General features: G+C 72.9%; 12 protein-coding genes. 4 read left to right on the forward strand and 8 right to left on the reverse strand.

Annotation, left to right across the window (positions count from 1 at the left end):
• Position 1 precedes the first annotated feature (1 nt).
• Positions 2–310 carry a hypothetical protein gene (locus tag AC1DWH_RS01910; protein ID WP_477092237.1) on the forward strand — a complete coding sequence of 103 codons (309 nt, stop codon included), beginning with the start codon at positions 2–4 and terminating at the stop codon, positions 308–310.
• Between the two features lies 1 nt (position 311).
• Here the strand turns inward: AC1DWH_RS01910 and AC1DWH_RS01915 are convergent, their stop codons facing one another.
• The 6 genes from AC1DWH_RS01915 to AC1DWH_RS01940 are packed head-to-tail and all read right to left on the reverse strand — an operon-like array spanning position 312 to position 7846.
• Complete coding sequence (locus tag AC1DWH_RS01915; protein WP_477092238.1) at positions 312–1070, reverse strand: GNAT family N-acetyltransferase; 759 nt, start codon at positions 1068–1070, stop codon at positions 312–314.
• Positions 1070–2839 carry an aspartate--tRNA ligase gene (gene aspS / locus AC1DWH_RS01920; RefSeq protein WP_477092239.1) on the reverse strand — a complete coding sequence of 590 codons (1770 nt, stop codon included), beginning with the start codon at positions 2837–2839 and terminating at the stop codon, positions 1070–1072. The genes AC1DWH_RS01915 and aspS overlap by 1 nt, the downstream gene beginning before the upstream one ends.
• A gap of 51 nt (positions 2840–2890) precedes the next feature.
• On the reverse strand, positions 2891–3547 hold the full coding sequence (locus AC1DWH_RS01925) for a hypothetical protein (RefSeq protein WP_477092240.1): 657 nt from the start codon (positions 3545–3547) through the stop codon (positions 2891–2893).
• A gap of 39 nt (positions 3548–3586) precedes the next feature.
• Positions 3587–5692 carry an intein-containing Rv2578c family radical SAM protein gene (locus AC1DWH_RS01930; protein ID WP_477092725.1) on the reverse strand — a complete coding sequence of 702 codons (2106 nt, stop codon included), beginning with the start codon at positions 5690–5692 and terminating at the stop codon, positions 3587–3589.
• Between the two features lie 60 nt (positions 5693–5752).
• A complete protein-coding gene (hisS, locus tag AC1DWH_RS01935; RefSeq protein ID WP_477092241.1) occupies positions 5753–7111 on the reverse strand; it encodes a histidine--tRNA ligase in 1359 nt (452 codons plus the stop codon).
• A gap of 30 nt (positions 7112–7141) precedes the next feature.
• Positions 7142–7846, reverse strand: a complete 705-nt coding sequence (locus tag AC1DWH_RS01940; protein WP_477092242.1) for an MBL fold metallo-hydrolase — start codon at positions 7844–7846, stop codon at positions 7142–7144.
• Positions 7847–8008: 162 nt separating this feature from the next.
• Here AC1DWH_RS01940 and AC1DWH_RS01945 point away from each other — a divergent pair, with 162 nt between their 5' ends.
• Entirely contained in the window at positions 8009–8788 is a 780-nt protein-coding gene (locus tag AC1DWH_RS01945) for a peptidylprolyl isomerase (protein ID WP_477092243.1), read from the forward strand.
• A complete protein-coding gene (locus AC1DWH_RS01950; RefSeq protein WP_477092244.1) occupies positions 8785–10752 on the forward strand; it encodes a DUF349 domain-containing protein in 1968 nt (655 codons plus the stop codon). Before AC1DWH_RS01945 ends, AC1DWH_RS01950 begins: the two co-directional genes overlap by 4 nt.
• Positions 10753–11161: 409 nt before the next feature.
• Here the strand turns inward: AC1DWH_RS01950 and AC1DWH_RS01955 are convergent, their stop codons facing one another.
• Entirely contained in the window at positions 11162–15466 is a 4305-nt protein-coding gene (locus tag AC1DWH_RS01955) for an nSTAND1 domain-containing NTPase (RefSeq protein WP_477092245.1), read from the reverse strand.
• 718 nt (positions 15467–16184) lie between these two features.
• Between AC1DWH_RS01955 and AC1DWH_RS01960 the strand changes: the two genes are divergently transcribed.
• Entirely contained in the window at positions 16185–16763 is a 579-nt protein-coding gene (locus tag AC1DWH_RS01960) for a hypothetical protein (protein WP_477092246.1), read from the forward strand.
• On the opposite strand, the gene AC1DWH_RS01965 is transcribed toward AC1DWH_RS01960, so the two are convergent.
• Entirely contained in the window at positions 16750–19074 is a 2325-nt protein-coding gene (locus AC1DWH_RS01965) for a RelA/SpoT family protein (RefSeq protein ID WP_456846953.1), read from the reverse strand. The genes AC1DWH_RS01960 and AC1DWH_RS01965 overlap by 14 nt on opposite strands.
• Between the last annotated feature and the right edge of the window lie 12 nt (positions 19075–19086).

Below are 19086 nucleotides of genomic sequence, written 5' to 3' on the forward strand. Positions count from 1 at the left end.
CGTGCCGACCGACCACGCCACCTACCGCCGGGCGCTGACCTGGGCCGTGCTCGCCTCCGTGGCGGTCGCGTTCTACGTCTACCGCCTGGTCCGCAAGATGGTCGTCCTCCAGAGCGACGGGATGGGTCCCCTCGCGACGATCACGTTCCTCATGCTGTCCGCGGTCCTGATCGGCGCGTGGTTCGGGCTCCGGCACCTGTGGCGCAGGGCTCTGCGGGCCCGCCCCCAGCAGGTCGCGCCCGAGCCCGAGGAGCCGTCCGGCCGTCACCTCACGCTCGACGGGTCCGAACCGCCGCCGACGCGCTGGTGAGTCAGTCCGGCGGCCGGTCCGCCGTCGCGGGCGCGAACGAGGACAGCTCCGCGTCGGTCCGGTAGCCCAGGCGGTGGTAGATCCGCCGGGCGTCGTCGTTCTGCGCGTACATGCCGAGCGACACCCACGCCGCGCCCTCGGCCAGCCCGGCACGGGTCGCCGCCGCGGTGAGCGCGGTCCCGACGCCGCTGCCCCGCAGCCCGGGCAGCACGCCGAGTCCGTGGACGTGCCACGAGAGGCCGTCGCCGGGCCCGGCCCGCTCGGCGACACCGACCACGCCCGCCAGGGCGCCGTCGCCGTCCACGCCCCACCAGCCGACCTCGCCCGGACCCGTCGGGTCCGCCGACGTGCCCGGGTTGGCCAGGCGCAGGCACGCCCGGATCGCGTCGGCGTCGGCCACGGGGTCGAGCCGACGGACCGCGTCCTCGCCCGGGACGGGCGGCGGCGACGCGTCGGTCGAGAGCCAGTCCCAGGTGGAGAAGGGCACCAGACCGAGGCGCGCGAGGGCTGTAGGCCCGGGCACGCTGTGGCGCGGCACGCTCATCCACCGCGCGGCGCCGAGATCCAGTCCGGCGACGAGCCCGTCGACGACCCCGGGGTCCCCGCGACCGAGCAGGACCGGGCGCTGCGGACCGTCGATCACCAGCAGCACGCCGTCGTCGTCGCCGAGGACCTCGACGGCGCCCCAGCGGGTGCGGTCGCCGAGCAGCATCCGGTCCTGCCGCCAGCGCGGCGGCAGGAGCTCGAGCACGTCAGCCATCAGACCGCGGGGTTGGCCTTCGGCTTCGCGTCCACGCCGGCCTCGCGGCGCTGCTCGGGCGTGATCGGCGCCGGAGCGGCCGTCAGCGGGTCGAAACCGCCGCCCGACTTCGGGAACGCGATGACGTCGCGGATCGACTCCGAGCCGGTCAGCAGCGCGAGGATGCGGTCCCAGCCGAACGCGATCCCGCCGTGCGGCGGCGCGCCGAACTGGAACGCGTCGAGCAGGAAGCCGAACTTCTCGTCAGCCTCCTCCGGACCGATCCCCATGATCCGGAACACGCGCTCCTGCACGTCACGGCGGTGGATACGGATCGAGCCGCCGCCGATCTCGTTGCCGTTGCAGACGATGTCGTAGGCGTACGCCAGCGCGGCGCCCGGGTACTGCTCGAACGTGTCGAGCCACTCGGGCGTCGGCGACGTGAACGCGTGGTGCACGGCCGTCCAGGCGCCTTCGCCGACGGCCACGTCGTCGTCCTCGCCCGTGGGCTTGAACAGCGGGGCGTCGACCACCCAGACGAACTTCCACTCGTTCTCGTCGATCAGGCCGCCGCGGCGACCGATCTCGAGGCGCGCCGCGCCGAGCAGCGCGCGGGCCTCGTTGGTCGAGCCGGCGGCGAAGAACACGGCGTCGCCGGGGCTCGCGCCGACGGCTGCCACGAGGCCCGCGCGCTCGGCCTCGGAGATGTTCTTGGCCACGGGGCCGCCGAGCTCGCCGTCCTCGCCGACCGTGACGTAGGCGAGGCCCTTGGCGCCGCGCTGCTTGGCCCACTCCTGCCAGGCGTCGAAACCGCGTCGCGGCGTCGAGCCGCCGCCCGGCTGCACGACGGCACCGACGTACGGCGCCTGGAACACGCGGAACGGGGTGTCGGCGAAGAAGGAGGTGAGCTCGACCAGCTCGAGGCCGAAGCGCAGGTCGGGCTTGTCGTTGCCGTAGCGCGCCATCGACTCGGCGAACGTGATCCGCGGGATCGGCGTCGGGACGGTGACCCCGATGAGGTCCCACAGCGCGACGAGGATCTGCTCGCCCAGCGCGATGACGTCGTCCTGCTCGACGAAGCTCATCTCGACGTCGAGCTGCGTGAACTCCGGCTGACGGTCGGCGCGGAAGTCCTCGTCGCGGTAGCAGCGGGCGATCTGGTAGTACCGCTCGAGCCCGCCGACCATGAGCAGCTGCTTGAACAGCTGCGGCGACTGCGGCAGGGCGTACCAGGAGCCGGGCGACAGGCGCGCGGGGACCAGGAAGTCGCGCGCACCCTCGGGCGTGGAGCGCGTGAGCGTCGGCGTCTCGACCTCGACGAAGTCCTGGGCGTCCAGCACGCGGCGGGCCGCCTGGTTGGCCTTGGCGCGCAGGCGCATCGCGCGGGCCGGAGCCGGCCGACGCAGGTCGAGGTAGCGGTACTTGAGGCGGGCCTCCTCGCCGACGGACTCGTCGAGCGACGACGACACCTGGAACGGCAGGGCGGCGGCCTCGTTGAGCACCACGACCTCGGTGGCGACGAGCTCGACCTCGCCCGTGGCCAGGTTCGGGTTCTCGTTCCCCGCCGGACGACGACCGACCTCGCCCGTCACCTGCAGCACGTACTCCGCGCGCAGGCCGTGCGCGACGGCCTCGTCCCGGATGACCACCTGGGCGATGCCCGAGGCGTCCCGCAGGTCCACGAACGCCACCCCGCCGTGATCGCGCCGCCGGTCCACCCAGCCCGTGAGGGTGACGGTGGTGCCGATCTGCTCGGCTCGCAGCGAGCCGGCCGTGTGGGTGCGGAGCACGGAAGGTCCTTCGGGTCGGGGTGGGAGCGCCCGTCGGACGCCCGCACGATCTTAGTGCCCGTCCGCCGAGGGGCTCGCCGACAATTCGACGGTGGTCCGCACCCGGGTCACGCTCGGCGCCGCCGGCACCGACGAGAACCCGAACCGCACGGCGGGCCGGACCTGAGCGAGCGCGCCGAGGTCCGACGAGCCCCACAGCGCCCGCACGGCCGTGATCTCGTGCTGGTCGCTCGCCGCATACCACTCCCGACGCCCGCGGCCCGCGGTGCCACGGGTACGGACGCCGTCGAGCACCACGCGGGCGACCGGGTCGGCCACCGTGGCGACGAGGGGCGCGACCGCCCGGTGCCGCGGGAGCACGACGAGCACACGGCCGAGCCGGGTGCGGGTGCCGATCGTGAGGTCCGCGGTGAGCGGCCCCGCCCGCAGCCGCCAGCGTCGTCGGGCCTCGTCGACCCGCAGGCTGACCGGCACCACGTGCACGGCGTCGAACGCGTACGTGGCCGCGACCAGGTCGGCGACGTCGTCGCTCGGGGCCAGGAGCAGACGGGTGCCGTCGTCGCGCTCGGCCATCACGTCCACGAACGGCCCGAACGGAGTCTCGAGCCATCGGCCGACGACCACCCGGGTCCCCTCGGTGGTGCCGAAGCCGGCGATGTGGCCGCCGAAGTCGACCCGGGTCGTACCGTCCGCTCGTCTCCACGCCACGTCGTCACGCTAGGGCTGCCCGGGGTCCGCCGCCCGTCGTCAGAAGAGGACCGGCTGCGCGGCACCGAGCGACGGCTCGTGCACCGGGAGGCCGGCGCCGGCGATGCTGCCCTCCGGGTAGGACCCCTCCCCGGGCGTGCGGTACCGGTTGCGATCCGCGAACCCGTGCCGCACCAGCAGCGGCCGTACGCGCTCGTCGAGCCACCGGGCGTACTCGCGCGGCACGTAGGCGCCCCGGCCGTAGAGCTCCTCGTAGCGGTGCACCAGCGCCGGCGCGTGCTCGCGCAGCCAGGCCATGTACAGCGGCTTGACCGGGCCGCGCAGGTGCAGCGGCAGGACCGTGACGCCGGTCGCGCCCGCGTCGGCGAGCTCCCGCAGCAGCGAGTCCAGCCGCGCCCGGTCGTCAGTGAGCCACGGCAGCACCGGCGCGACCATCACGCCGCACGGCAGGCCCGCCTCCCGCACCGCGCGGATCAGCTCGAGGCGTGCGCGAGGAGTCGGCGTCCCGGGCTCCATCGCCTGCTGCAGCGCCTCGTCGCCGATCGCCAACGACACCCCGATGCCGACCGGCACCTCCTGCGCCACCTGCGTGAGCAGCGACAGGTCCCGGCGCAGCAGCGTCCCCTTGGTGAGGATCGAGAGCGGGGTCCCGCTGGCCCCGAGCGCCTCGATGATCCCCGGCATGAGCCGGTACCGGCCCTCCACCCGTTGGTACGGGTCCGTGTTGGTGCCGAGCGCCACGTGCTCGCGCACCCACGACGGTCGCGCGACCTCGGCCCGCAGCACGTCGACCACGTTCGTCTTCACGACGATCTGCGTCTCGAAGTCCCGACCGGCATCCATGTCCAGGTACTCGTGCGTCGGCCGGGCGAAGCAGTTGTGGCTGATCACGCCGTTGGCGACGAAGTCTCCGGTGCCGGTCGTGATGTCGATGAGGTCCGACTCGACGCCGAGCTCCTCGATGCACGTGACGCGAAGCGGCGCATCCGACTTCACCGCCATGCCGACCAGACCGAGCTTGCGGGTGATCGCCGGGCTCGTCTCGGCGAAGAACCGCCGCCGCGCGGCCAGACCACCGACCACCCGGATGGTGGCGACGCCGCTCTCCCTCGCAGCTTCCTGCACGTGCCCGATCTGCAACGTCGACAGCGCCGCGCGAGCCTGCGCGAGGATGACCGGGTCCGAGTTGGAGATCCGCAGGACGCCGCGCGAGCAGCTGCCTTCGGCGTCGAACAGGCCCGAGAGGAATCCCCGGCTCCAGTCCGCGCTCGGTGCGGCCGGCCACGCGATGAGCTCGGTGATGGTGTCGAAGTGGCCGGAACGCGACGTGTGGATCGCGGCCATGGGTCGGCGACGCTCGTGCGGAACCCCGAACGGCCGCCGAGACGTCGAGACGCCCTCGTCGGCGAGGTACTGCTCACTCCGGTCGAGTGCCTCGGCGTCGGCGAGAGCGAGCCGGAACATGCTGACGCGGTTGTCCCGGCCGGACGGCCGCTGGTACGTCCGGCGGAGCATCATGGCGTCACCGCGGATCATCCCTGCGAGGTAGCCGCGCCGGAACTCGGGCTCGGCCATCACTGTCCCGCCCACGGCCGGCCGCGGCCCCACACCGAACCCGAGCAGCTTGTCGTTCAGCGTCAGGTGCGGGCGCCGGGCGTCGCCCGAGGTCGCGCCGGCGACGTGCTTCCAGCCGCGGCGGGTCAGGAACCGATGATCCCCGCTGGCCACGAGCGTCGTCCCGTCCTCGAGCGTCACGCGGTAGGTGGGCTTGCGCGTGTGCCACGTGTCGCGGACGACCGTCGACACGTACCGGCGGTAGCGACCGACGAGGTACGTCCCCATGACCAGGTCGCCGACCGCGATGTCACGCAGCGCGCGTTCCCGGCCGTCGGCCATGAGGATCCGCGTGTCGGGATCGAGGCAGTATGCGCAGGCATGGAGGCAACCCCTCGTCGGGTTGACCGTCCAGCGGAACGGCATCCGCGACGCCTCGGGCACCTTGTTCAGCGCGCTCTTGCAGGTGACCTCGTGGAACGTCACCCCGGCGAACTCCGGCGTCCGGACGCTGCGCTGCAGGCCCGAGAGCGCGAGCCCGGGCAGCGTCGTCGTCTCGTCCGTCCCCAGCTTCTGGCCGTCCCACCGCATGGCACCCATGCGAACATGTGTTCGAACAGGTGTCAAGCGTCCACGACGGCGGCGATCCGCTCAGCCCTGTGCGGGAACCACCCTCGGCCAGAGGTCGGCGGCGTCAGGCGCCCACGAGCCGGCGTCGGCGTCCACCTGCTCGCCCGAGCGGATGTCCTTGACCTGGTCGGCGGCGCCCTCGTCGTCGGCGACGAACCACACGAACGGGATCCCCCGACGGTCGGCGTGCCGGATCTGCTTGCCGAACTTGGCCGCCGACGGCGCCACCTCGACCGGGATGCCGCGCGAACGCAGAGCCGCCGCGACGGCGTCGGACCGGTCCCGCGCCTCCTCGTTCGAGACCGCGACGAGCACGGCGCTGGGCACCGACCGCGTGGCCGCGACCAGGCCGCTGCTGATCAGGCGGGAAACCAGCCGGGACACCCCGATCGAGAGCCCGACGCCGGGATACGTGGTCGCACCGTCCGACGCCAGCGTGTCGTACCGGCCGCCGGAGCAGATCGAACCCAGCTGCTCGTGCCCGACCAGCACGGTCTCGTAGACCGACCCCGTGTAGTAGTCGAGCCCACGGGCGATCTTCAGGTCCGCGACGACGACACCCGGTGCCCGGACGGCCGCCGCGCGCACCAGGGCGCCGAGCTCGGCGAGGCCCTCGTCGAGGAGCTCGTTCGACTCGCCCGCGAGGGCCCGCACCCGGTCGATGACGGTCTCGTCCGACCCGCTGATCGACGCGAGCGCGAGGCATGCCCGCGCCTGCGCCTCGTCGGCACCCGCCTCGGCCACGAGCAGCGCGGCGACGGCGTCGGCACCGATCTTGTCCAGCTTGTCGATGCTGCGCAGCACCGCCTCGACGTCTGTGAGGCCCAGGCCGCGGTAGAAGCCCTCGGCGACCTTGCGGTTGTTCACCAGGATGCGGACCGGCGGCACGCCGATCTCCTGCAGCGCGCCGAGCGCCTCGGCCATCACCAGCGGCAGCTCGACCTCGTAGTGGTACGGCAGCGCGCCGGCGCCGACGACGTCGATGTCGGCCTGCACGAACTCGCGGAAGCGGCCGTCCTGGGGCCGCTCCCCGCGCCAGACCTTCTGGATCTGGTAGCGGCGGAACGGGAACGCGAGGTGCCCGGCGTTCTCCAGCACGTACCGCGCGAACGGCACGGTCAGGTCGAAGTGCAGCCCGAGCGTCCCGGCCCGGTCCGGCTCGGCCCCGGCCTCCTCCTGGAGGCGACGCAGCATGTAGACCTCCTTCGAGGTCTCGCCCTTGCGCAGCAGCTGGTCGAGGGGCTCGACCGCGCGCGTCTCGATGCCCGCGAACCCGTGCAGCTCGAACGTGCGGCGCAGGACGTCGAGGACGTGCTGCTCGACGAGGCGCCCCTCGGGCAGCCACTCGGGAAATCCGGACAGGGGGGTCGGTCGCGCCATGGGGCCCGATCTTTCCAGACGCCCGGGGTCTCAGAGACCGGCGAGGTACGGGTTGCGTGCCAGCTCGGCGGCGATGTCGCTGGTCGGCCCGTGTCCGGGCACGACGACGGTGGCCGGCGGGAGGGTCGCGACCACCTCGCGCAGCGTCCGCGCCATGGTCGCGCCGTCGCCACCGGGCAGGTCAGTCCTGCCGATCGTCCCGGCGAACAGCACGTCGCCGGTGAACGCCACGGACTCCACCAGGTACAGCGTCGAGCCCTCCGTGTGCCCGGGCGCGTGCCGCGCGACGATCTCGAAGCCCCCGAGCGCGAGCACCGTGTCCGGGGAGCGCTCGCCGTCGTCGGACCCGAACGTCTCGACGCGCCGCGGGGCGACGTATCCGGCCGGGTCGACGCCGACCGCGGCCAGGGCCTGGCCCAGCGGGCCCGACGGGTCGTGCGTGGGCTGCCCGAGCCCGAGCGTGCCGAACGGGTCCTCGAGCCGGTAGGCGTCGGCGGCATGGAGCATGACCGGGACCCCGAGGGCCTCCGAGAGCCGCCCGGCGTCCCACGTGTGGTCGACGTGACCGTGAGTGGCCAGGACGGCGACCGGACGCAGCCCGCGATCGGCGACCAGCCCGAGCACGTCGTCGGTGACGCCCGCGCCGGCGTCGATGACGACGCACGACCCGTCGTCGTGCACGAGGACGCTGCAGCGGGCCCCGAAGACCGCGGACTCGATCGTGATGACCTGCATGGGAGGCACGGTAGCCGTCGCGCGTGTCCGGACTGTGATGTCACCCCGTGGCGTCGCTGGTCGCCGGATGCGCAGGCTTGCCTAGACTGTCCCGGGTTCCCTTCATGCAGTGCGGCAGGTGGATGACCTGCCGCACGGCACGACGACGCGAGGAGTGTGTGCGTGTCCAGCAAGCGCGAGCGTGAGTACGAGCGCCGCCGGTACGAGAAGTGGCAGCAGCGTCAGGCCGCCGCCCGCGCCAAGCGGCGCCGTAACCAGGTCATCGCCGGCTGCGTCGTCGGAGCCTTCGTGCTGACCATCGGCGTGGTCGGTGCGTTCGCGCTGACCAACGACACGCCGAGCGCCGCGCCGACCGCCACCGCCTCGCCCACGTCGACGACTCCCCCGGCGAACTCCGCCGAGGTGCCGGACCCCTCGCTCGCCGAGAACCGCACCTGGACCGGGGACATCACGCTCACGCAGGGCGACGTCGGCATCGAGCTGGACGGCGCCGCCGCGCCCCAGGCGGTCGCCAACTTCGTCACGCTCGCCGGCAAGGGCTTCTTCGACACCACGAAGTGCCACCGCCTGACCACGACGGGCATCTTCGTGCTGCAGTGCGGCGACCCGACCGCGCTGGGCGTCGCCGACACGACGACCGGCGGCACCGGCGGGCCCGGCTACACCTGGGGCCCGATCGAGAACGCGCCCGCCGACGGCATCTACCCCGCCGGCACCATCGCCATGGCGCGGACCAGCAACGACGGCAGCTCCATGGGCAGCCAGTTCTTCCTGGTCTACAAGGATTCACCTATTCCCGCAGACAGTGCGGGTGGCTACACCGTGTTCGGCCACATCACGTCCGGGATGGACGTGCTGCAGGCCATCGCCGACGCGGGCACCGTCGAAGGGACCCAGGTCCCGGTGTCCGACGTCATCATCGAGGGAGTGAACATCCAGTGACTCAGACCCCGACGTCCGGACCCGTACCCGAGGACTCCGCGCCCGAGCTCGAGGACTCCGCCCCCGCGCTCGAGGCCGAGCAGCCCGAGGTGGTGGCCGACGAGGTCGACGCTGCGGCTCCCGACACGGTCACGCCCGACGCCCCCGAGTCCGCAGACGTTCCGGCACCGGTCGAGGGCGCTTCGGTCGAAGACGCTGCGGTCGAGGACGCTCCGGCTGAGGACGCTCCCGGCGAGGACGCGGCTGTCGACGACGCGGCTGTCGACGACGCGGTCGCCGATGAGGCGGCTGCCGATGACGTTGCCTCTGACGATGCTGTTGCCGACGACGTGGCTGTTGCCGACGACGTGGTTGCCGACGATGCCGCTCCCGTCGCCGAGGTCGCCGTCGCCGACGACGCCGCTCCCGCCGAGGCGGTCGCCGACGAGACCGTGACCGACACCCCGGCCGACGTCGTCGCCGACGAGACGTCCGCGGTGGCCGTCGCCGCTTCTGCGGATGGCGCCACCGACGCTGCCGAGGCGGCCCCCGCCGAGGCGAGCGCGCAGGAGACGGCTCCCGCCGCGCCCGCGCCGAAGCCGGCCCCGTCAGCGATCCGCCCGGTCCCCCGGCCCCGCCCGGTGCCGCACCCGCCGGCGCACCCGACCCCGGCGGCGGTCGCCGCCGCCCCGGCCGCACCGGTCGCGCCCCCGCAGGACGCCGCCGAGGCGGCCCACGCGGCCACCTTCGGCAGCGTCGACGAGGAGGGCAACGTCTCGGTGCGCGAGGCCGCAGGCGAGCGCGTCGTCGGCCAGTACCCCGGCGCCACGCAGGAGGAGGCTCTCGCGCTCTACGTGCGGCGGTTCCTCGACCTGCAGGCCAAGGTCACCCTGTTCGAGGCCCGGCTCGGCGCGACGGACCTGTCCGTCAAGGAGATCGACCAGACGCTCGTGCGGCTCACCGACGAGGTGGCCGAGCCGGCCGCGGTCGGCGACCTCGACGGCCTGCGCGCTCGTCTCGAGGCCCTCCAGGCGACTGCAGCCGAGCGCCGCGCGGCGGCCGAGGTCGAGCGGGCGGCGGCCCGTGAGGCGGCCGTGGTCGCCCGGACCGAGATCGTCGAGCAGGCCGAGAAGATCGCCGCGACGGACCCGTCCCGGATCCAGTGGCGCCCGGCCGGTGAGCAGCTGCGCACCCTGCTGGACCAGTGGAAGGAGGCGCAGCGTTCGGGGCCGCGCCTCGACCGGCCGACCGAGGAGTCGCTCTGGAAGCGGTTCAGCCACGCCCGGACCACCTTCGACCGTGAGCGCCGGCACTTCTTCGCCGAGCTCGAGACGCGCAACGCCTCGGCGAAGCACGTGAAGGAAGAGCTCGTGGCCGAGGCGGAGCGTCTGCAGTCGAGCACCGACTGGGGCGCCACGGCCGGGGTCTTCCGCGACCTCATGGCCCAGTGGAAGGCCGCAGGACGCGCCAGCCGCGCCGACGACGATGCGCTGTGGGCCCGCTTCCGCGCCGCCCAGGACGCCTTCTTCGCGGCGCGCGACGCCCAGTCGGCCGCGACCGACGAGGAGTTCCGCGGGAACCTCGAGGTCAAGGAGGCGCTCCTCGCCGAGGCGGAGGCTCTCCTGCCCGTCACGGACCTCGTGGCCGCCAAGGCTGCGCTGCACAAGATCCAGGACCGCTGGGAGGCCGCCGGCAAGGTTCCGCGCGGCGACGTCCAGCGGATCGAGGGCCGCCTGCGCGCCGTGGAGACCGCGGTGCGGGACACGGACCAGGCGCAGTGGCGTCGCACCAACCCCGAGACGCGCGCACGCGCCGAGGGGGCTGCGGCTCAGCTCGAGCAGGCCATCGCCGGGCTCGAGGCGGACCTCGACCGGGCCAAGGCGGCGGGCGACACGCGTCGTATCGCCGACGCCCAGGCCGCCCTCGACGCCCGGCGCGCGTGGCTCGAGCAGGTGCAGCGGGCCGCGCAGGACGCGCGCGGCTGACCGGACCGTCGACGCGGGCCTTCGTCCTCACCGGCCAGTTCGGTTTGTGGTGGGGGTACACGGTGCGTGATGTGCCGGGCTCTGGGGCCAACGGCCCCGACTACGCCCTCACGCCTCCCTCGGAACGGTCTCCGCGTAGGAAGCGGTCTGGGCCGGGTCGGCCACCAGTCCTACGTGCGTGCGGGTCGACGTCAGCGCTCGCACGGCCCAGGCGCCCGGGGCGACACCCAGCGCCACCGATGCTGTTGAGCGGCACGTCGTCGATGTCCGCACTGCGCCCGAGGAAGTACTGCGTGACCCCAACCATGAGCGAAGGCGCCGTGCAGGGAGCGTTGAGGTCCGCCGGCGGGTGCCGAGGCCAACGGCACGCCGGTGCAGCAGTAGCTCCGTGCGCCGGAGGAGGGAAGGGTCACGACGACTTTGTGGGGCACGTCTGCCGGTAGGGACCGAGTGCGGAGGCGTAGGTCGCCCACTCGACCTCGGTCAGGTTCCGACCTGCGACCGCGCACGCCGCTGCGCTGAGATGGGCGGGGTCGAGGTCCCACTCCGCGACGCCCTGGGCGACGGTGACCAGCACGCCTCGCCCGTCGGGGCGCAGGTAGCCCGGGTACATGACGGGGGTTCCGTACGGCAGCTCGGGGCCGATGGGCACGCTGACCTCGCGATACCGGGGTGCGGAGCTCGGGATCGGCTCGCCGAGCCGGATTCCGGCGTCCGCGTCGTAGACACTGACGCTCTGGTCGTCGGCCGCAGCGATGAGGGTGGTGCCGTCGTCGGAGAACTGCAGGTTCGAGATGGCACCGCGCGCTCCCGGCAGGTCACGAAGCGTCTGCATCGTCTCGCTGTCCACGAGCGAGACCGACCCGCGTCGGGCGACGGCGAGCAGGCCGTCGTCCCTGAGGGCGACCGCGTCGGCGCCGGGCCGAGCCGTTCCGAGGGGCTTGCCGGTGCGGCCGTCGTACATCTGCACGACCGTGGTCGTCCCGACGTCCGCGGACAGGGCGCTGGTCTGATTCGGGTCGCCGTCCTGGAGAGCGATCGCCAATCGTGAGCCGTCCGAGGTCGCGGACATGTCGATGACGGCCTGGTTGCTGCCGTCGATCGGGTGCTCGTCCCACTCCTGCGTGGCCCGGCTGCCCACCCAGAGCTGCCAGCCGGGCATCGACACGTACACGCGGTCGCCCGACGGGGTGGACCAGATCTCTCCGGCGCTCTCGGGCACCAGCAGGCCACCAGGCACCTGCCGGCCGGTCTCCACATCGATCGGGCGCAGGTTACTCAAGCCCTGCACGTAGGCCGTGACGATGCCCCGGAACATCCACTCCACACCGAGAACCCGGTCGGGCAACGCCTGCACCTGAGTGTCCGTGCGCGCGTCCCACACCGCGTAGGACGTGAGGTCCGCCGTGCTCTGCGCGTCCGCGGGCCGACGCGCCGTCAGGAACAGCTTCCCGTCCGGGTCGTACCCGGCCACAGCGACAGAGCCCCGGGGCAGGAGGCGGGTCACGGGTCCCGACCCGTCGACCATCCAGCGCGTGATCACCGGCGCTCCGGCGCCGAACACCACGAGCTCGCCCTGCGACACCGACAGCTCCCCGACGTCTCCCCGCTGGATGTCGAGCTCGACGCCGTTCTCGACTCCGGTGGTGAGGCTGCGTTCCCGCACGACTCCGAACCGGTCGCCGCAGAGCACGAGACCGGCCTCGAGAGCCACCGTGGACCACGAGCACGAGGCCCTGCGGTCGGCTCCGAGGTCGGCCGTCCACGCGATCGCCCCGGTGGACGGCGCGACGGCCAGCATCGAGGACGTGCCGATCAGGACGACCAGGTCGTCCCCGGCAGCGACGGCGTGGTCATCGACGACGGCCTGCCTGCCCGGGAGGTGCTGATCGACGGGGGACTGGTTCGGGGTGCCCTCCACCCCGCCCGTACGGTTCCTGGAGGACGGTGCTGGGGCGTCGATGGTCCGCAGCGTGACCAACGAGGTCGGGTCGAGCACCCGGACGACGGGACCGTCCGACGAGCCCACGACCAGTCGCCCCGAGCCGTCGAACGCAGCTGCTGCCTTCCCGGTGCCCCTGGCCGTCGCGAGCACGACGCCGTCCTGGACCCTTCGCGACGTCACGGAGCCGTCGTTGCCCGCGACGGTCACGACCACCTGCCCGTGCCGGTCGAGGGCGAGCTCCCCCGCCGGGCCCGTGGTCACAGGGCCGAGGAGCCGTGTCCCGGTGGCGATCTCGTCCACGGTCAGGGACCTGCCGCACTGGATCGCCACTCGGGTGCCGTCGTCACTGACCCGGATGAGCGGGCGCGGCCCCTGGTCGGACGTCGAGATCGGATCGAAGGGACGGATGAGAGAGCCGTCCTCGATGTTCACCAGCTGTGGCGTCTGGCCATCGAGGACGACGACCGCGGTTGCGGTCCTCGGGACGCTCGCCCCCGCGATCCGTGTGGCGGCACGGACCCGTCGGTAGCTCACGAAGCCTGGGGCGGCGGTGAAGGTGCTCAGCAGAGCCGAGCGTGCATGCGCGTCGCCGGGTGCTCGGCGGTAGGCCTCGACGGCCAGCAGCGCCGCCGCGTCACGGTTGGTGGCCTGCAGCGCGATGGACTGGTTGACCAGCACCTGGAGCTCGGCGGCATCTCGCGCCCGTGCAGCGTCCGAACGGCTCACGCCCGCCAGCGAGGCCGCCACGATCGCGAGGACGAGGACCGCTACCGCGCCCGCGAGGGCCGCCCGCAGCCGACGGTTCTGGCGGGCGTCGCGTGCCGCTCGCTGGGCCAGCTGGTCCTCGTCTGCCTCGCGCTGTGCCTGTGCAGCGTCGAGGAAGTCGTCCTCGACGGCAGTCAGGTCGGGTGTCGTGGTCGCCCGCCACTCCAGCGCGACATCCAGGCGGGCACCCCGGTACAGCTCGCCGTTCGGGCGCCCGAGGGTGTCCCAGCCGTTCGCGGTTGCGCTCAGGTGCCGCAGGATGCGCACGCCGGCCGCGTCGTCGTCGAGCCACGCTCGCAGGCGGGGCCAGGCGCGCACCAGCGACTCGTGCGCGATCTCGATCGTGCCTTCGTCGGCGGTCAGGAGGCGCGCCCGGACGAGATCGCTCATCACCCGGTCGCGGCCACCCTCGAGGCCCAGGGCGCGCAGCGGTTGGCGACGATGGATCGCGCCGCCCTCGACCGACGGCGTCACCAGGCGCAGCAGCAGGGCTCGACACGTGGACCGGTCCGCCTCCGAGTAGCCCTCGTAGATGCGCTCGGCGGTCTGAGCGACGGCTGCCGAGATGCCCCCGGACGCCTCGTAGCCGTCGACGGTCAGTACCGCCCCGTCCCGGCGGCGCCAGGTCTCGACGAGGGCGTGTGACAGCAGCGGGAGCGACCCGGCGCCGTCGCCGGCGTCGTTGACCAGCAGCTCGACCAGGCCGTGCTCGAGCCGCAGGCCGGCCTGCCGGGCCGGTTCCTCGATGACCTCCCGCAGCTGGTCGTCGGTGAGCGGTCGGACCAGGTGCAGCCCCTTCTCCGTCAGCTGTGCCAGGCCGGCGTCGATGCTCAGTCCCGCGATCTGGTCGGCCCGCACGGTGACGACGACGAGGCGCTCGTCCGTCGCCGCCGCGAGGACGTGGCAGAAGTCGCGGACCGCGCTCTCGCGGTACCCGCCGACGAACAGGTCCTCCAGCTGGTCGACCACCAGGGCCGCGCCCGCCGGGGTACCACCGATCGCCTCCCGCAGGCTGCCGACCGGGTCCGGCCCCGGCATCACGACGACCGCAGGCCTACCCTGGCGACGGAGCGCCGCGGCCACGCCGGCGCGCGCCAGCGAGCTCTTGCCCGCTCCGGACGGCCCCGCGATCAGGAGCAGCGGACTCGCGCGCAGCCGGTCCATGCACGCGGCAATCTCCGTGTCCCGACCGAAGAAATGTTCGCTGTCGTCCACGCCGAATGCGGCGAGGCCGCGGTAGGGGCAGTCCTGGTGGCCGACTGGCGCGGGCGGGATCGCGGCGATCCTGGGGTCGTGATGGAGGATCTGCTGCTCAAGGTCGGTGAGCTGGGTGCCGGGGTCGACTCCGAGCTCGGTGACCAGGTGCCGGCGAGCGTCCCGCAGGGTGAGCAGGGCGTCCCCTTGTCGTCCGCAGCGGTACTGCGCCAGTGCCAGGGTCGCCCACCGCCGCTCGCGGAGCGGGTCTTGTTCGAGCAGCTTGCGGGCGTCGCTCGCCACGCTGCGGTGCTCGCCGGCCGCCAGTCGGGCATCCAGGAGGTCCTCCTCGCAGGTGGACCGCAGCTCGGTCAGCCGAGCCACCTCGCTCGCGGCGCCCTCCCACTCGCGCAGCTCCACGAACGGGTCTCCCCGCCAGAGCGCCAGCGACCGGCTGTACGCACTCACGGCGCGGTCCGGTTCCCCGGAAGCCGCGAACGACCGCGCGCGAGCGACGCCGTCGTCGAACGCGTCGACGTCGACCTCCCCGTGCGGCAAGTCGAGGCGGTAACCGCCCGGGCAGGTGACCACCGCGTCTTTCGGCAGGGCCTTGCGCAGGTGCCCGATCGTGGCCTGCAGCTGCTTCGGCCACGTGGTCGGAAGCGCCGGACCCCAGCTGGCGTCCGCGAGCTCGTCCAGGCTGACGGCGAGCGGACGGCGCAGCACCAGTGCGCACAGGGCCGTGCGCGCCCGTGGGCTCAACGATGAATCGCCATCGAGCTCGATCGGCCCCAGAACGCGGACGGCCATCTCCGCAGTGTGTTCTCGCCGCCCACCACGGTCAATTACCCGTATACCGGGTGCATACCGGAGGAGGGACGGTCTCATACCGCCCCGGCCGACGGTCGACCCATGAACCGATCACGTCGACCTCATGTCACGACCCTGCTCACCTTCGACTTCGAACTGGAACCGGAGCCGACCCCCGCTCGGACGACGTCACCGCACCGCGCTCGTCTGGCCGGTGCCGTCGCTGTGCTGGCGGTCGCCGCGGCCGCCGTGTCCGCGCCGAACATCGTCGGCAGCCCGCCGGCGCCGGCGCCGAGCTCGTCGGTGACCGCAACGTGCGGGTCGGTGATCCCGTGCTCACCGTCCGGTGAGGTCGCTGCCCGGTCGGCTCGGGAGCGAGAAGCCGAGCGAATGACGCCCGTGCCGTGCCCGCCGACCCCCGTCCCCCCGTCGACCGAGCGTTGCCTCCGACCTTTCCCCGGCCGACCGTGACTCTCGGCGGTCGCATTCGTGTCGGTGCTCCTGGAAGTTGTGGCGAGTGGGGCACTGCTGCCGGCGGTCGACCGCCGGCTCAAGCTCCGGCAACGCGAGCGCGGTCGTGAAACTGTGGCAGGTGGCCGTGGAACCTGCACCGTCACCGACACTCAAGGCCGAACTGGCTCACCGGGACGGGGGCCCTCGTCGTCCACAGGTCCGCTCGGGCTTCCTTGGCGGCCCCGCCGGCCGCCATGCTGCACGGGTGAGCAGCCTCCTCGACGACTACCGCGCCACCACGCTCACGCTCCCCCGGACAGTCCGGCGCCAGGACGTCGGGTCCGCCGCGTGGTTCGGGCTGCTCCGGGACGGCGTGCTCCGGGTCGTCTGGGGAGACGTCGCCATCGCCGCCGACCTCGACGACACCCCGGAGCTGCGCGCGATCGCGCTGGCGCCGCTGGTGCCCTCCCGCGGGGTGATCGGTCGGCGGACCGCCGCGTGGGTCCACACGGGCGCACACCCGCCGGACCGGGTCGACGTGCTGGTCCGGACCGGCGGGCGGCGGACCGACCCGCATCCGGCCCGGGTCGCGGCCGAGGCCATCCTGGCGCCCGACGACGTCGTCCGGGTGGGCGACCTGCGCGCCACCTCGGTGCAGCGGACCGGCGTCGACCTGGCCAGGATGCTCGAGCCCGACGAGGCCGTCCCGCTGCTCCACGACCTGCAGGCCGTCGGCTTCGACCCCGACCGGGCGGTGACGCACCTGGAGACCCTGCGAGGGCACCGCGGGATCCGCCGGGCGCACGCCACCCTGCAGCTGCTCGGCGACGTCAGGCCCGGATGACCGGCTCCTCGGCGGCCTTGGCCCCCGTGATGCGGTAGACGTCGAACACGCCCTCGACCTTGCGCACGGCGGCGAGCACCGACGCGAGGTGGTTCGGCTCGGCCATCTCGAACACGAACCGCGACAGCGCGACCCGGTCCCGGGACGTCGAGACGGACGCCGACAGGATGTTGACGTGCGAATCGGACAGCACGCGCGTGACGTCGGAGAGCAGGCGGCTGCGGTCCAGCGCCTCGACCTGGATCTGGACCAGGAACAGCGACGTGCTGTTGTGGCTCCAGGCGACGTCGACCATGCGCTCGGGCTCGGCCCGCAGGCTCTGCACGTTGATGCAGTCGCTGCGGTGCACGCTCACGCCGGCGCCACGGGTCACGAAGCCGACGATGTCGTCACCCGGAACGGGTGTGCAGCACTTGGCCAGCTTGACCCAGATGTCGTCGACACCCTTGACCGCCACGCCCGGGTCGCCGGTGCGCACCCGGCGCTGCGTCTGGCCGGGCCGCGCGACCTCCGCCAGGTCCTCCTCGGCCGCCGTCTCGCCGCCCATCGACTGCACGAGCCGCTGCACGACCGTCGCCGCCGAGACCTGCCCCTCGCCGATCGCGGCGTACAGGGCGGACACGTCGGCGTACCGCATCTCGTTGGCCAGGGCCACCAGGGACTCGTGCGACAGCAGGCGCTGGATCGGCAGGTTCTGCTTCCGCATCGCCTTGGCGATGGCGTCCTTGCCGTGCTCGATCGCCTCCTCGCGGCGCTCCTTCGAGAACCACTGGCGGATCTTGTTGCGCGCGCGGGGGCTCTTGACGAAGCCGAGCCAGTCCCGGGACGGCCCCGCGGTCTCGGACTTCGAGGTGAAGACGTCGACGACGTCGCCGTTCTCGAGCGAGGAGTCGAGCGGGACCAGGCGGCCGTTGACGCGGGCACCCATGGTCCGGTGGCCCACCTCGGTGTGCACCGCGTACGCGAAGTCGACCGGCGTCGAGCCCGAGGGCAGCCCGATGACGTCGCCCTTGGGCGTGAACACGTACACCTCGGAGCCGGCGATCTCGAACCGCAGCGAGTCCAGGAACTCGCTGGGGTCGGCGGTCTCCTTCTGCCAGTCGACCAGCTGCCGCAGCCACTGCATGTCGTTGCCGGCGGTATCGGGGTCGGCCGAGCTGCCGTTCTTCGCGCTCTCCTTGTACTTCCAGTGCGCGGCGACGCCGTACTCCGCACGGCGGTGCATGTCGTGGGTCCGGATCTGGATCTCGACGGGCTTGCCGCCGGGACCGATCACCGTGGTGTGCAGCGACTGGTAGAGGTTGAACTTGGGCATCGCGATGTAGTCCTTGAACCGCCCCGGGACCGGGTTCCACCGCGCGTGCAGCGCACCCAGCGCCGCGTAGCAGTCCCGCACCGAGTCGACCAGGACGCGCACCCCGACGAGGTCGTAGATGTCCGCGAAGTCGCGGCCGCGCACGATCATCTTCTGGTAGATCGAGTAGTAGTGCTTCGGCCGGCCGGTCACCGTCGCGCGGATCTTGGCCTTGCCCAGGTCCGCGCCCACCTGCTCGCGGACAGTCGCCAGGTACTCCTCGCGGGCCGGCGCGCGCTCCGCCACCAGGTGCACGATCTCGTCGTAGACCTTGGGGTACAGCGTGGCGAACGAGAGGTCCTCGAGCTCCCACTTGATCGTGTTCATGCCGAGCCGGTGGGCCAGCGGCGCGTAGATCTCGAGGGTCTCGCGGGCCTTCTTCTCGGCCGACGCCGCGGCGACGAACTTCCAGGTCCGGGCGTTGTGCAGCCGGTCGGCCAGCTTGATGACCAGCACGCGGATGTCGCGCGACATCGCGACGACCATCTTGCGCACGGTCTCGGCCTGCGCCGCGTCGCCGTAGGTGACCTTGTCCAGCTTGGTCACGCCGTCGACCAGCATCGCGATCTCGGGGCCGAACTCCCGCCGCAGCTGGTCGAGCGAGTAGTCGGTGTCCTCGACCGTGTCGTGCAGCAGCGCCGCCGCGAGGGTCGACGGCGTCATCCCCAGCTCGGCGAGGATCGTCGCGACAGCCACCGGGTGCGTGATGTACGGGTCGCCGCTCTTGCGCAGCTGGCCCCGGTGCGCCTTCTCGGCGACGACGTAGGCCTGCTCGACCACGGCCAGGTCGGCCTTGGGGTGGTTGGTGCGCGCGGCCTGCAGCACCGGCTCGATCGCCGGGAAGGCGGCACCGCTGCGGGCGCCGAACCTGCCCAGGCGCGAGCGCATGCGGCTCGACGGGGAGTCGCTCTGTGCTGCCGGGACACCGGTCTCGGGCGTGCGGACGTCCTCGCTCATCACACCCCCTCC

This window comes from Cellulomonas sp. P2_F12, from assembly GCF_056403775.1.